Source organism: Longimicrobium sp. (assembly GCF_036399255.1).
GTDB lineage: Bacteria > Gemmatimonadota > Gemmatimonadetes > Longimicrobiales > Longimicrobiaceae > Longimicrobium.
Genome location: NZ_DASWNM010000103.1, coordinates 1 through 14,869 on the forward strand (window position 1 = coordinate 1; position 14,869 = coordinate 14,869).

Genomic DNA, 14,869 nt, shown 5'->3' on the forward strand with positions numbered 1-14,869 from the left:
CCGCCGGGGTGCCCCTCCCCCGACCCCTCCCCGTTCGTTCCTCACGGAGAGGGGAGAATTCGATCCGCTGCGACGGGTGTTCGGGCCCGTCCGAGGGCGCACCCCAACCGGCCACGTGGCAGACCCTCAGCCCACCCCGAAGCGCCTCCAGTCCGCGAAGGCGGCCTTCGTGTGGTTGTTGCAGCGAATTCATTCGCCCTTGCAAGCCCTTGCGAGCCATTGCTCGCCCCTGCAGCCGTGCCGCCCGGGCCCCCTCCCGTTCGACAAACCTTCATCATCACATCCCCGCACCCAACGGAATGGATCACTCGGGGGTCTAACGTGCAGCCCGCCGGATGGACGGGCAGCAATCCTGCGGAGGCGTGCGCCGCGGGACGAGAATCGACTTTGAATCCGGGCCGCCGCGCTGCGCCGGCCTTTTTCGCGGGGATGATGGGATGCGCTTTTCCAGGATGTGCGCCGTCGCGGCGCTGCTGACCGGGTTCGCCGCGCCGCAGAACGCGGCGGCGCAGCAGGGCACCGTGACCGGTACGGTGGTCGAGGCGCCCGCGGGCCGGCCGCTGGCGGCCGTGCAGGTGGCGCTGCGGGCCGCCGGCGACACCTCGGCCGTGGCGGGCGCCACCACCGACCAGGCGGGACGCTTTCGCATCGCCGTGGCGCCGGGCACCTACACCCTCACCGCGTCGCGGCTGGGCTACACCAGCTTCCGCCGCCCGGGGGTGACCGTGGCCGCCGGCGCGCCGGTGGACCTGGGCAGCATTTCGATGTCCGCCGCCACGCTGCTGCTCGAAGAAGTGCAGGTGGTGACCGAGGCGTCCACGGTAATCGTGGCGGCCGATCGCAACATCTACAGCACCCGCGACATGCCCGTCGCGTCCGGCGGCATGGCCACCGACGTGCTGCGCAGCGTGCCGGAGCTCGAGGTGGACGTGAACGGCGGCGTGCAGCTGCGGGGCACGGCGGCGCAGATCTACCTGAACGGCCGCCCCGCGCCCATGCAGGGCGAGTCGCTGGAGCTGTTCCTTGCGCAGTTTCCCGCCGACCGCATCGACCGGGTGGAGGTGATCCCCAACCCCTCGGCGCGCTTCGAGGCCGAGGGGGCGGGCGGCATCGTCAACATCGTCCTCAAGAAGAACGTGGACTTGGGCCTCAGCGGCAGCGTGTTCGCCAACGCGGGAAGCCGCGGCGAGGTGGGCAGCGGCGGCCGGCTTACCTACCAGCGCGGGCGGCTGACGCTGTTCGGCGGCGGCTTTCTGCGCCGCTCGGACCGTACGACGACCAACTACGACCTGCGCCAGAACCTGCTTACGCAGCCCATCAGCCTGCTACAGCAGGACGCGTTCAGCGACCGCGAGGGATGGTCGGGCAACTTCGACCTGACCTCCGAGTTCCAGTGGACCGAAAAGACCACCCTGCGCGCCGAAGGGAGCCTGTGGCGCAACGGGTCCGACGCGGACGGGGTGACGCTCTATACCGAGATGGACGAGGCGCGCGTGCCGCTGGAGCTGTACGACCGCGCCTCCATCAACCGCAACACCCGGCTTTCCACCGACCTTTCCGTCGGCTTTCGCCACAACTTCTCCGCGGGCGAGCAGCCGCGGCGCACGCAGGGCGGTGAGGGCGCACCGGGCGCCCCCGGAGCGCCCGGAGCCGGCGGCGGACGCCCCGGCGGGCCGGGGGGACCGGGCGGGTTCAGCGGGGGCGGCGGCGGCGGTCCCCGCGGCGGGGGCGGCGGGCCGGGCGGGGGCGGCAGCGCGCCCGGCGGCGGGGGCGAGCACGAGCTGTCGGCGGACCTGGAGTTCGAGAACAGCAGCGGCGACAACTACAGCCGCGTGCTGCGCCGCACGCTCGAGCTGGACGGCGACCCGTCGGAGCTGCCGTCGCAGCTGACGCTGGACGACAACGACGAGGGCGAGCGCGAGCTGCAGCTGCGCGCGGACTACGTGCGCCCCTTTGGCCAGGGCGGCCGCTTCGAGCTGGGCTACCAGGCGCGCGTGCAGGACACGAACGAAGACCGCGTGCTGGAGATCTTCGCGGACGGCGACGAGGCGGTGGCGGGGATCAGCACGGTGACCGGCTTTGGCTACCGCGAAACCTTCCACTCGCTGTACGGCACGGTGGCGCGGACGATGGGGCCCGTCTCCGCGCAGGTGGGGCTGCGCGCGGAGCAGGCCAACACCAGCCTGGACGTGCCCGAGACGGACGAGACGTACGACAACAGCTACTTCAGCCTGTTTCCCAGCGCCAACGTGCGGTGGGACCTGGGCGGCGGGCGCGACGTGCGCGTGTCGTACTCGCGCCGCGTGCGGCGGCCGCAGCCGGGGATCCTGAACCCGGTGGACCGCAGCAACGACCCGCTCAACCGGTCGGTGGGCAACCCCGGCATCGATCCCCAGTACACCAGCTCGCTCAGCTTGGAGACCAGCTGGACGGGGACGTTCGGCAGCCTGCGCTTTTCCCCGTACTACCGCCGGACGACGGACGACTGGGCGCAGATCAAGACGGTGGACGCGCAGGGCGTCAGCACGGTGACGTGGGAGAACCTGGCGTCGGTCGAGTCGTACGGCACCTCGCTGACGGCCTCGTTCCGCCCCATCGGCGGGGTGAGCGGCAACGTGAGCGTCAGCGGGTCGCGCGAGATCCGCAACGCCAGCAACCTGGCCCCGCAGTACTCGGGCGACAACATGCGCTACAGCGCCCGCGGCAACGTCAGCGCGCGCATCACCGAAAAGCTGGCGCTGCAGGCCATGGGCTACTACACCCCGGCGCGCGACGTGCCGCAGGGCCGTGTCAGCAGTTCGCTGATGACGCACGTGGGCATTCGCCAGACGTTCCTGAAGGACCGGGCCACGCTGAACCTGATGGTGACGGACCCGTTCAACCTGTACCGCTCGTCGTTCGAGACGCGCGACCCCACGCACATCCAGATCGGCCGCAGCCGGTTCAGCGCGCGGGCGGCGGTGCTCAGCTTCAGCTACAGCTTTGGCAGCCCGCCCCGCGACCGCCGCAACGGCGACGAAGAAGAGCAGGCCGAGGAGCAGGTCATCCGCTAACGGCTTGGCCTCACGCGGGGGCGCAGGGACGAAAGGAGCAGAGAACCCCCGGGTTCCCTGCTCCTTTCTTTTCTCCAGATCCCGAAAAAGAATAATCGTACAGAGGAACAGAGTCAGACAGAGAAAGCGAGCTGAGATATCATTTTGGTTCCTCTGTCTGACTCTGTTCCTCTGTACCTATAAAGGTGTTGTTCCCGGATTCGGGATGAGGACCCTTGCGTCCGGGCGCAGTTCGGCTTTTATTCGGATACGAAGAAATGCCGAAGCTTCCGGAGGGCACCGTGGACACGATGACGCTGGACCAGAAGCTGGATCTGCTGATCTCGCTGGCGGGGGATGACCACGACGGCGCGGGCGGCAGGGACCGTGTGCTGCCGCCGCGGCTGCGCCATACCAGGGACGTGGGCGCGCTGCGGCCGCTGAACATCCGCGACCTGCGGGTGCCGGGAAAGGGGCAAGTGTCGCTGCTGCGCATTCTAATGACCAACGCGTGCAGCTTCAACTGCCACTACTGCCCCATGCGCCGCGACCGCGACATGCCGCGCACCCTGCTGAAGCCCGCGGAACTGGTGCGCATCTTCATGGAGGCGTACCACCGCGGCTGGTGCAGCGGCCTGTTCATCACCACCGGCATTCCTGGCCGGCCGGTCAAGGTGATGGACGACCTGATCGCCGTGCTGGAGCTTCTGCGCAACCGCGAAGGGTTTCGCGGCTACGTGCACGTAAAGATGGTGCCCGGCGGCCAGCCCGCGCAGATCGAGCGGCTGACGGCCTTGGCCAGCCGCGTGTCGCTGAACCTGGAGGCGCCCTGCGGCCAGTCGCTGGCGCAGATCGCCCCGGAAAAGAGCCTGGATACGGCGCTCACCAGCCTGCACACGGCGCGCAGGCTGGTGCGCATCACGCAGGCGGAGCGGCGCGACGGGCGGCCCGCCGATCCGCTGCGCCCGGGCGGCGCGTCGGGGATGACGATGCAGTTCGTGGTGGGGGCCACCCCCGACACGGACCGCACGCTCATCGGCAAGGTGACGGAGCTGTACGGGGCGGGCGGCATTCACCACGCCCACTTCAGCGCCTTTCGCCCCATCCGCGAAACACCGATGGAGAACGTGCCCGAGACACCCGTGCTGCGCGAGCAGCGGCTGTACCAGGCGGACTACCTGCTGCGCCAGTACGGCTTTGGCGCCGACGAGGTGGTGTACGACGACAAGGGCAACCTGCCGCTGGGCAACGACCCCAAGACCACCTGGGCCCTCTCGCACCCCGAGCGCTTTCCCATCGAGGTGAAGACAGCTTCGTACGAGGAGCTGGTGCGCGTTCCCGGCATCGGCCCCGGCTCGGCGAAGCGCATCGTGGCGGAGCGAGCGACGGCGGTGCTGCGCGGGCTGGCGGACCTGCGCAAGCTGGGCGTGGTGACCACGCGTGCGGCGGGTTTCCTGACCCTCAACGGCAAGCGCCTGCAGAGCGTGATGTGGTCGGAGCAGATGGGCTTCTGGGGCCCGGAGGACGACGCGGGGAAGTATCACCTGACGTATGGGGTGAGCCCGGGGACGTTTCGGTGAACGGGTGAAGGGGTGAACGGGTGAAGGGGTGAACGGGTGAAGGGGTGGACGGGTGGACGGGTGGACGAATGCGGCGAATCGCCCACCCGGAGCACAGAGGGAACAAACCCGCGTTCTCTTCGTGCCTCTGTATCAGCCGGGGCAGCCCGTTGTGCCCGGTACCACCCGGAGTCAGTCAGGGCATCGAGGCCGTGCGAGCGGCCTCTGCCTGGATGCGCAGGCAGTGCCGCCGCATCTCCGCCACCGCAGGCGCGGTGGGGAACATCTCGCCGGCCCGGGCAATGTAGGGCAACGCGTCAGCGCAGCGACCGGTGCGGATCAATTGGTTGGAGAACAGGGCGTGCGCGCGGTAGTCTCCCGGATTCATCCGTAGCGCCCGCTGCCACGTCTCCACGTCCGGAACGTTCGCGTACAGGTATCCCGCCGCCAGCTGGCGCGCGGAGAACGCCACCGGCACGGCGGCCACGCACACTACGCCCGCGGCCAGTAGCGCGCGCCGCCTGCCGTTGAGCGGCACCTCCCACGTCCGCCCCGAGTCGGACGCTAGCGCGCCCAGCAGCACGAATGCGAGAAACGCGGCCGTGGGTGTCATCAGCACCGGGTCCAACGTCCCCACCACCAGCAGCGAGGTCAGAGTGCAAAGCAGTACCAAGCCCTGCAGCGCCCGCTCCGCGTCGGGATCGCGCAGCCGCCGCCACCCGCGCCGGGCCAGCACGGCGGCGGCCAGCACCAGCAGGAGCAGCGCCGGAAGGCCGCGCTCCGCCGCCGTCCCCAACCACTCGCTCTGGGGAAGGCGCGTGGTCGGGAGCACGTAGCGCGGCTCGTACGAGGGGTCCTTCGCAGAAGCGTAGCGCGGATAGGCGACGGCCCAGTTCCCCGGCCCCACCCCCAGCAATGCGTGGTCGCCCACCATCCGCAGGGTGTTGCCGTACTGGATGATGCGCCCGCGCCCGCTCCCCACCTCAAAGTTCGCCAGCCCCCGTACGCTGTCAGCGTACGGCGTCTGCGAGCGCCACTCCAGCTGGTTGGGAAGGAGCACGGCCCCCGCCACCCCCGCCGCGAACGCCACCGGCAGCAGCACCGCGCGTGGCGGCACTCCCAGCCCGCCCGGTGCCCGGCGCGCGCTCAGCGTATAGGCCGCCACGCCCAGCACCACCGCTAGCAGCGCCGCCAGCCAAGCCGAGCGCGACCGCGACAGCACCAGCGCCGCCGCCACCACGGCTACCGCCCCGGCGTACAGCGCAAAGTCCAGCCGGCGCCGGGCGCGCACCGCCTGCGCCAGCAGCACCGGCAGGCCAATCGCCAGCAGGTGCGCCATCTGGCTGCGGCTCCCCATCGTGCCACCGGGGGCGCGGTTCACCTCCGACATCCGCCCCAGCACCCCATACGCTTCCAGCAGCGCCGCGGCCGCCGCCGCCACCACCGCAACAGCCGCGAACGCCGTCAGCTGCGGGCCGATCGCCTCCCGCGCCAGCGCCCGCGCGGCCAGGAACACGCCCACCCCTGACACGGTGAGCCCCAGCGAGCGCACCGCGAACCAGGGGTTAGCCGCCCCCAGTGCCGAGAGCGCCCCGAGCGCCGCGAACGCGATGAGCGCGGCGTCGACTGCGTCCACCCGCAGCCGACGCACGAACACGGCGCACGCCAGCAGGGCGCCCAGCGCAAAGGCGTGCAGCACCAGCTCCGCGGGAAACGCATGGTTGTCGGAGAACAGCATCTCCCCCGGCATGTACGCCAGCACGGCAGCCACCGCGCCGAAGCAGAGAAAATCCTGCGCGTACTGCCGGGCCGCGGAGGTGCCGGACGCTTGGGGGGAGGCGGCTTTGAAGGGGATGTCTATCGCAAGGGTGCTCATCGGCCGTTCTCCTGGCTCAGTCGTTCGCTCTGCAGCTCGTTACGCAGCCCGCAGCCGTCGGCGACGGCGCGCGCGGCAGGCAGGTGTGCCGCGGCGTCGCGTCGCGGCAGGGGAAGAACTCGGGGGCGGGGCGGGCCCGGCGGCGTTCGCAGAGCCACGGGCGCGGGCGTGCCCGCGCGCAGGGCGGCGTGCATATCCGCCAGCCGCCCGCGCAAGCCCCGCCACTCGTCGGGTGTAAGGATGCCGGAGCGGTACAGCTGGTCCGCCACCCGCAGCTGGACGCCCGCCGCCCGCTGGGCGTTGGCCCCGGCCAGTGGCGCGCGCGGGGCAGCCACCAAGCCGGACAGGAACACGGACTCGAAGGCGTCCAGCTCCGCCGCGGGTTTGCCGAACCAGCCGCGCGCCGCCCCCTCGGCTCCCCAGACGCCGTCGCCCCACTCGATCACGTTCAGGTACAGTTCCAAGATGCGTGGCTTGCCCAGCGACCGCTCCAGCCGCCGCGCCACCAGCGCTTCGCGGGCCTTGCGGCGCACCGTGCGTTCCGGCCCCAGGTACAGGTTGCGGGCGAGCTGCTGTGTGATGGTGCTTCCCCCCATCCGCGCGCCGCGCGCCGTGCGCCCCACCGCCTTGCCCAGTTGCCGCCAGTGGATGCCGCGGTGCACGAAGAAGCGCCGGTCCTCGGCCTTGACCACCGCGCAGGCCAAGTAAGGAGAGACCGTCGCCAGCGGAACCCACGGCTCGGTCGCCTGCTCCCCCGCCGCGCGCATGAACGCCGTTGTCCCCGGCGCGGTGCGGCGCAGCGGACGGACGTCGGGGAGCGAACCGAGCACCGCGCCGGTGCTCCCCGCCAGCAGCGCCGCAGCCGCTGCCACGGTCATCCACCGCGCGCTCCGCCGAGTTGGCGGGACCGCCGCTCGGCGCGTCATCCGCCCTCTAGGGCGCGGAAGTACGCCTCCAGCCCTTCGGCTACACCGCGGGCGTAGGCCCGCTGAAAACGCGGCTCGCGCAAGGCGGCCTCGTGCGGCGGCCACACCAGGGTGGCGCCCTCCGCCAGCACTGCGGGAAACCAGGTGGGCCGCGTCACCACCACGCTCCGATACCCGGTTCCCAGGTCCGCCAGACCCATCCGCCGCGCCATCCCGCGCTGTACCTGCTCGGCCAGCGGTGCGGAGTGCCGGTGGTAGTAGTAAGTGGCCGTCCCGGCGACCTCGGCCGCGTTCACGGAGGACGGCACGGCGTCGGCGTGCAGCGAAACCAGCGCGTGCGCCCCCGCCCGGCGGGCGATGGCCACCCGCGCCTCCAGCGCCACCGGGCCGGTCCCCTCGCGCGTCATCACGACCCGCGCTCCGCGCCGCTCCAGTTCCCGTGCCAGCCGCCGCGCTACCGCCAGTGTGACCTCCGCCTCGCCCAGCCCCGTGGGCCCCACCGCCCCGTGCGGGGGGTGGCCCGCGTCCACCGCCACCGTCAGCCCACGCAGCGGCCGCCGGCGCGCCACCGGGGGGGGACGCCGGAGCGCCAGGATGAACCTCCCGTCCCGCCATGCGGCCGCGTAGCCGTACGGCTGACCGGCAAGACGGACGACCAAGCGCGTCCCGCCCCCCGGCTCCGCCCGCGCCTCCACGCTCCGCACCATCGGGTCTGCGCCGGCCGCGGGCGGGGAACCCGCCATGCGGGCGCCGTAGAGCACCAGAGCGATCTCTTGTGCGCCCTCCTCGACCCGGAACGGCGGCGGCTCCGCCACGCCCATCTCCACGCGCAGCTCCACGCGGTCGGGCCGCGCCACCAACCGTGCCTCACGAACGACCCGCTCCGTCACGGCGGCGGGCGAAAGCGGCGCGGCCAGCGCGTCGCGCACCCACGCCTCGTGGCGGGCGTCCAAGCGCACGCGGGTGTGTCCCTCCCCCCACCCTGTGACGGGCAGGCGGGTGCCGGGAAGGAGAAGCCAGGCGAAGTGCCCGTCCGGCGTGTCACTGGCGGGGGTGACCCCTTCCGGCCCGGCGCGCAGTTCCACCTGCGTCCCCGGCGGGATTGCCGCGGCGCGGGGGAGCGGCAGCCGCACTGTGTCGCCGCCGCGCGCCACCACCAGCGTGGCCCCCGCGGTCAAGTTCCCGGCCAAGACGTGGCCAGACCAGCGGTCCGCCGCGCCCTTGGGCGCGGTGAACAGCGACGGGTGGGGCGGAGCGAGCGGCTGCCGGCCTCCGGGCCATTGCACCCAAACGCTCGCATTGGCCGTGGCGCGGACGCTTACCGCAACCCGCTCCTCCGGCGCGGCGGCGATCTCACCCCGCGGGTGGACGGAAGACGGGTCTACCCGCAGCGTCCCGTCCACCGCAGACAGGTCCCCGACCGCCGCCACGGGGTGGCGGAGGCGCACGGTGTCGCCGCCGCGCACCGCCATCACTTCGTAGAACCGCCGCCCCGGCACCGGCAGATACGCGGCAAAGCTGCCGTTGGGGTGCAGCGTGACGGGAACGCCGTCCACGGTCACCCGCGCGCGGCCGCTCCCCGCCGAGCCCGCCAAGTAGGCAAAGCCCCCGGGAACCAGCGCCGCGGTGGGACCGGGGTGGCGCACGGCGAGGGCCAGCGGCCCATCCACCGGCGGCACCGCCGGCGGCGCCCCGCCGTCGCAGGCAGCCAGCACCGCCGCCAGCACGGCAGCGCGGGGGACGAGTCTCGGCTGCATGGATCCGGCCCCGGCGGCTACCAGCCGCCGCCGGGCAGGCGGAACTCCACCACGGCGGGAAACGGCACCTCGCGCGCGCCGTACATATTGCCTGTAACGGGGTCCACCTCAATGCGCGACACGTCTTCGCCCAACTCCCACACGTGCTGCAGCCGCCCGTCCCAGGTGAACACCTCTACCCGGTTGCCCGCGTCATACGAGTCGCGATAGTCCTTGTGCGAGCGCCCGGCGAACAGCGCGTAGACAAAACGGTCGGTGGCGTCCACGTCCAGATAGGCGTACGAGGTTTCCCGAAGCGGCACCCACCGGTTCAACCTGGACCTGGGGTCCGGCACCACGCGGTAGGTGGGGACCACCGACCGCAGCCCTGTGGCGGAGTGCAGCCTGCGTCCGGCACGGTCGTAGAAGTCCAGCCGCGACGTGTAGCGGTACGCGGCCACCATCCCGCGCCGGGATGGGGGCACGGCCACAGTGGTTCGGTTCAGGATCATGGCAATATCCCGCAGTTCGCGGGTGAAAGGCGTGGTCCCTGCCTTCGCCACCTCCTTCATCACGTCATTCTCCAGCACGTATTTCCGCAGCATCTCCTGCGGGAACATCCCGTTTCCGGTCAGCGTGTCGCCCAGCCACACCGGGCTGTACAGGCCCGTGGGCGCACGCACGATTCTGCGGGGGCGGTCGTCCCGCGCCGCCGCGTCATACACGGTGAACCGCCCCTGCTGCATGTCGTAGATCCAGGTTCCCGCGTTGGGCCCGTCGGGCACCTTGTCGATTGAGCGCGCCCACAGGTACTCGCCAGGGCCCCTGCCCCGCCGGCCCGCAGCCCGGGTGATCTGCCCGCTACGCAGATTCATGAACAGCAGCGCCTTGGGCCCGTAACGGTCGAGCAGCAGCAGTTCCGGGCCCATCAACGCGATGTCGTCGATGAACCCAAACGACACCGAGTCGCCCAGCACGCGCGTGGCGGACAGGGGCACCGGATTGCGTCCTTCGGGAAGGCGCTGGACGCGGGGGGTGTCGTCGTCGTCGTCGTAAGTGCGGAACGAAGAAGCGAGCAGCACGTCGCCGCCCGGCCGGGCAGAAAGGCCCAGCGCGGCCACCGCACCGCCCGCCACCAGCAGAGCCGCCGCCGTCCAGAGCAGCTTACGCATCGCGAACCTTGCCAGCGTGGGAGTTCATTCGAAACGGGAGGTCCATGCGTGCCTCCCGGCATCTGAATGGGCCGACCGTACACCGTCCGTGGCGCGCGGTCGGGCCCGAACCGGAAACAGCGGGGGAGCGCTTCCCCATGTGTGCAGCGTTACTTCACCGTGTGGTCCTCGCCGGGATTAGGCACCCTCCCAGTGTCCCGCGTAATCCTTGCCGTTCACGATGCAGGTGTTGTCGTCCCTCCAGCAGGTTCCGGTCTGGGCGCAGGCCTCGCTCACGCCAAGGGAGCCGTCCGCGCGCAGGCCGAGCGGCAGGGCGACGGCCGCGGCGGCGAGCAGGGGCACCAGCAGGCGGCGGCGCCAGGTCGGGTTCTTAGTCATATGTTCCTCCAGTTTCGTGGATGAGAGATTCGAGACGTGTCCTTCTGGGTGAGGAAGCGCTCCCCGTTCTGCACCAGGCTCTCGTCTCTGCTCCCAATCTAGGGCATCCACTCGTGCGCCACTTTCCCGAAACGGACAGCAATTGCCGATTCGGTTGTTTCATCCCACCTGCTGCGCGCACGATCGGGAGAACAGGCGGTGGTTGCCGAGCGCGGAGCCGATCGTGGGCGCGAGAGGGGATCGATGCAACGATGCGCCGTCCCCAAACAGAGCGGGGCGGCGCATAGCGAGATGGCGGAAAAGAGGTGCGAGCTACCCGCGTGCGGCGGGGCGGACTGCTACATGGCGCTGTGCCCAGCCGTCCAGCAGCCACTCCCATCCCAGCGTGCCGCGCACCGCCCCCGGCCGCACTCCGAACACGCGGACGAACTGGCGGGTCATGGCAGCGTGGCTCCCGTAGCCGTGCTCCAGCGCCAGACGAAGCAGGCAGCGGTCCGGGTGCGCCTGGATCTGCAGCGCCGTGTGCAGCGCGCGCGCCGCGTGGTGCCACCGTTGCGGCGGCGGCAGGCGCTTCTTGCGAAAGCGGAAGCGTGCGCTGGTCTCCGGCTGACCCAGCAGCCGCAGGACGGGCGCCACCGTCCGGTGCTGCGGCGCCAGGCGAAAGATGTTCTGCACCAGCCATCCCAGCGCGGGCGACAGCACCAGCCCGCGCGTGCCCAGCCACTCCACCACGCAGTCGCACGTCCCGCCCCAGTCGGTCAGAATGGGTGTGAGCGTGTCCACCATCGACTCTCCTTCCAGCACCACGGCGCGCAGGTTGAGCCTTCCGGCGCGGCAGGCGAAGTGTACCACCTCGCGATCTGTGGCCGGACACACCAGCGCCACCACGGGTACGGAGGGAAAGGCGCCGCGCAGCCGCGGCAGCATCTCCCGCATGACGTCGGCGTCGCGCCCCGGTCGGGGAATGGAGATGATGAAGATGGAGCCCCCCACGGGCCGCAGCGCCGCCGTTCCCGAAGGCAGGGGCACGCCGTGGCCGTAGGGCGGGAGCAGGACGGAAAGCTGGTACGGGAGTTCGCGCAGCAGGGCAGACACCGCCTCCGTCGAGCGCGGCCCAGCCGCATCGCGCAGGGGCGCCGCCGGCCTCACCTCGGCACGCGCTTGGCGGGGAACCGGGGCCAGTGTGGCGGTCACGGCGTCACCGGACCCGCGCCGGGGCGGCCGCGGGCTCCGCCGCCCACTCCGCGATCTGCACGCCTTTTCCTGACCCGGCAACCAGCTTGCCATTCACCATGAACGTGGGTGTGCCCACCACTCCCAGTTCCTCGGCCAGCTTCATGTCGGCCGCCACCCTGCCAAGGTGCCGCTGCTCCGCCAAGCACCGGCCGAAGCCGGCCACGTCGGAAAGCCCCGTCGCGCGCGCCATCTCCGCCCACGGTATTACGCCGATGTCCTGCTGGTGGGCGAACAGGTAGTCGTGGAATGCCTCAAACCCTCCCTGCTCCGCCGCGCACTCCGAGGCCAGCGCGGCCGCTACGGCGTGGGGATGAATGGCTTCCAGCGGCAGGTGGCGGAAGGTGAGCGCAATGCGTCCGCCGGAGCCGTCGCGCATCTCGCGCATCTCGGTGGCGGCCCGGGCGCAGTAGCGGCACTGGAAGTCAGAAAAGACCACCACCCGCACCGGCGCGTCGACACCCAGCAGGGTGCCGCCGGCCGCGATCGGCTGCCACGCGGCCGCTACCTTCCCCTCGGTCCGCGGGGCGGCCCCCGCGAAGTTGGCCACTGACACCCCGATGAGGACCACCAGCCCGGCCGCGACCATAAGCGTCAGCGCGTTCAGCAGCTTGTCCTTCATTCGACCCTGCCTTGAGAAACGGATGAATGTTGCGCCGGTGCGGAGTGCCGGCCGAGTCTTCCCCGCAGATATATGTCGATGGTGCGCAGATCGCGTCCCCTCGGTGGGAGAGTGGATCAAGAGCCCGAACGTTTGGCGTATATGGAATCTCTTGTTTCTCTCCAGATCCTTGGCATGCCGAAATTTAGAAAAGCCTATGCGTTGATAGACAGCGTTGTTCAGGGCCGGTTTACGGGGCGGAGAGGAGAAGCACAAATAGTGCCGTTTAAGGCGCGAAATACGTAAGTAGCACTAAATACATGTGTTTGGACTGCGCGCTCATTTCACAGCTTCTCGTGGAGGGACGGCGAGGGCCCGGGCTGGGCCCAAGCTAAATGAGATGCAAAACCACCACGAAAATCGTTGAAGGGGTTCGGTCCGCAACCGCGGAGGGTGGGCGAGCGGGTCCGATGAGCGGGTTTGCCGAGTCCGGGACAGCGATAGGCCGTGTCCTTACTCGCTTGCGCTCGTCGGACGGGGTTTCCACCGCTCGCGAACGCAACGAGGGTCCGTACGCGTCTCCCATCGCCTCACTGCGCCAGCCTCGGGAGAGGTACGAGTCAGGAAGCGGGTGAGGGCCCCTGCGCCTCAGCCATCTCCACCTCCGTCGGCTCCCGTTCTCCGCCACGCGCAGCATCCACCTCCACCAGCTCCCACCGCCGCCCCGTCTTCGGCGGCGCGTCGGCGAATTGCGGAAAGTTCTCGGCGAAGTAGCGGCCCCAGTGCGGCCGACCGCCGTCCACGTCCTCGAAGCCGTACTCCTCCGCAAGTGCCCACGAGCCGTAGATCCCACCCGACTTGCGCATCACCGCCGGGTCCGCGGCCAGCGCGGCGATGGCCCGGCCCACGAAGCACGGCGTCTCGGACCCAATGAAGCCGAACCCTTTCGCCTGCTCGCTCGTCTGCGCCACCTCGCGCCAGTTCTCCTCCGTGGCGCCCAGCGTGGCCAGCACCTCTTCCGTGCGCATGAAGCCGGGCGCGACCGCCATCGCCGCGACGCCGTGCGGCGCCAGCTCCTCCGCCAGGTCGTACATCAGCCGCTTGAGCACCAGCGGGCCCAGGTCGTAGAAAAGGGAGCCGCCGTAGCCCAGGGTATGGCTCTCCTGCACGGTGACGATCAGGCCGCGCTTGGCCTCCATCATCAGCGGGACCGCGTGGCGGCAGGTGATGACGTGCGGCCAGACGTACGACTGAAAGCCGGGCAGGTCATCCGCCAGCTCCAGCTCCCAGAACGGCTTGAAGCTCTCCATGTGCGGGCTGCCCAGCACGTTCACCTGTACATCCAGCCGCCCCTGCTCCGCCTTGATCCGCGCGAACAGCGCCTCCACCTGGGCCTCCACCGCGTGGTCCACGCGCACGGCGATGCCGGTGCCGCCGGACGCCGTCACCAGCTCCGCCGTCTCCTCCACCGTCTCCGGACGCGCCGCGTGCCGGCCTGGGGAGGGCGAGCCCGCGGCGCCGCGGCCGGTGCAGTAGACGGTGGCGCCCGCCTCGCCCAGCATCCGCGCGATTCCCCGCCCCGCCCCGCGCGTGGCCCCCGCCACCACCGCGACCTTGCCCTCCAGTGGCTTCATATCTCGCCTCCCGCTGTTCATCGACAGGATTCAATGGCGCCGCGGCCGGCGGCGCGCTAAACTAAACGAGACTACAGAAACCGATTCTAAATCATCTTTAGAAACTGTCAAGAGGGATGAGCCCCCGGCCCCGGAAGGCGAGCGACGAGGTGGTGTTCGCGGCGGCGCACCGCGTGATGCAGCAGGTGGGTCCCGCGCAGCTCACGTTGGGCCGCATCGCCGCGGAGGCGGGGGTCACGGCGGGGGCGCTGGTGCAGCGCTTCGGCAGCCGGCGGGGGCTGATGCTGGCGCTGATGGCGGAGTTCTCCGGCAGCGCGCCGGGCTTTTTCGCGCAGCTGCGGGCGGCCCATCCCTCGCCCCTCGCCGCGCTGCGTGCGTACGCGGAGTGCCAGGCGGGGATGGCCGACACGCCGCAGACGCTGGCCCACCACCTGTCGTACCTGCAGGTGGACCTGACCGACCCCGACTTTCACGCACACCTCAGCGCCCAGGCGCGCGACTCGCGCGATGAGCTGCGCCGGCTGCTGGCGGACGCGGTGGATGCGGGCGAGCTGTCCGCCGCCACGGACGTAGACGTGCTGACGCGGGCCGTGCAGTCGGTGCTTTCCGGATCGTTGTTCGTGTGGGCCACGCTGCGCGAGGGCACGGCCGCGGAGTGGGTGCGCGGCGACCTGGACGCGGTGCTGGCGCCGTACCTGCCGTAGCGCGGATTCGGCCCGTCG

11 protein-coding genes are annotated in these 14,869 nt (G+C 70.9%); 3 read left to right on the plus strand and 8 right to left on the minus strand.

Features of this window, described 5'->3' with window-relative positions:
* Positions 1 to 437: 437 nt before the first annotated feature.
* Positions 438 to 3,053 carry a TonB-dependent receptor domain-containing protein gene (locus tag VGC13_RS18950; RefSeq protein WP_331126848.1) on the plus strand — a complete coding sequence of 872 codons (2,616 nt, stop codon included), beginning with the start codon at positions 438 to 440 and terminating at the stop codon, positions 3,051 to 3,053.
* Positions 3,054 to 3,310: 257 nt separating this feature from the next.
* Entirely contained in the window at positions 3,311 to 4,612 is a 1,302-nt protein-coding gene (locus tag VGC13_RS18955) for a radical SAM protein (protein ID WP_331126849.1), read from the plus strand.
* A gap of 175 nt (positions 4,613 to 4,787) precedes the next feature.
* Here the strand turns inward: VGC13_RS18955 and VGC13_RS18960 are convergent, their stop codons facing one another.
* From VGC13_RS18960 to VGC13_RS18995, 8 genes are all read right to left on the minus strand, one after another.
* On the minus strand, positions 4,788 to 6,467 hold the full coding sequence (locus VGC13_RS18960; RefSeq protein ID WP_331126850.1) for an O-antigen ligase family protein: 1,680 nt from the start codon (positions 6,465 to 6,467) through the stop codon (positions 4,788 to 4,790).
* A complete protein-coding gene (locus VGC13_RS18965; RefSeq protein WP_331126851.1) occupies positions 6,464 to 7,345 on the minus strand; it encodes a biosynthetic peptidoglycan transglycosylase in 882 nt (293 codons plus the stop codon). Before VGC13_RS18965 ends, VGC13_RS18960 begins: the two co-directional genes overlap by 4 nt.
* 44 nt (positions 7,346 to 7,389) lie before the next feature.
* Positions 7,390 to 9,150, minus strand: coding sequence for an N-acetylmuramoyl-L-alanine amidase (locus VGC13_RS18970; protein WP_331126852.1), 1,761 nt, complete (start codon positions 9,148 to 9,150; stop codon positions 7,390 to 7,392).
* A gap of 17 nt (positions 9,151 to 9,167) precedes the next feature.
* Positions 9,168 to 10,301 (minus strand): BF3164 family lipoprotein, encoded by a 1,134-nt coding sequence (locus VGC13_RS18975; protein WP_331126853.1) that lies wholly within the window; start codon positions 10,299 to 10,301, stop codon positions 9,168 to 9,170.
* 177 nt (positions 10,302 to 10,478) lie between these two features.
* Positions 10,479 to 10,679, minus strand: a complete 201-nt coding sequence (locus VGC13_RS18980) for a hypothetical protein (RefSeq protein WP_331126854.1) — start codon at positions 10,677 to 10,679, stop codon at positions 10,479 to 10,481.
* A gap of 312 nt (positions 10,680 to 10,991) precedes the next feature.
* A complete protein-coding gene (locus VGC13_RS18985) occupies positions 10,992 to 11,774 on the minus strand; it encodes a helix-turn-helix domain-containing protein (RefSeq protein ID WP_331126855.1) in 783 nt (260 codons plus the stop codon).
* 103 nt (positions 11,775 to 11,877) lie between these two features.
* Complete coding sequence (locus VGC13_RS18990) at positions 11,878 to 12,534, minus strand: DsbA family protein (protein ID WP_331126856.1); 657 nt, start codon at positions 12,532 to 12,534, stop codon at positions 11,878 to 11,880.
* Between the two features lie 599 nt (positions 12,535 to 13,133).
* Positions 13,134 to 14,147, minus strand: coding sequence for an SDR family NAD(P)-dependent oxidoreductase (locus VGC13_RS18995; RefSeq protein WP_331126857.1), 1,014 nt, complete (start codon positions 14,145 to 14,147; stop codon positions 13,134 to 13,136).
* Between the two features lie 116 nt (positions 14,148 to 14,263).
* Here VGC13_RS18995 and VGC13_RS19000 point away from each other — a divergent pair, with 116 nt between their 5' ends.
* Positions 14,264 to 14,851, plus strand: coding sequence for a helix-turn-helix domain-containing protein (locus VGC13_RS19000; RefSeq protein WP_331126858.1), 588 nt, complete (start codon positions 14,264 to 14,266; stop codon positions 14,849 to 14,851).
* The last annotated feature ends 18 nt before the right edge of the window (positions 14,852 to 14,869 follow it).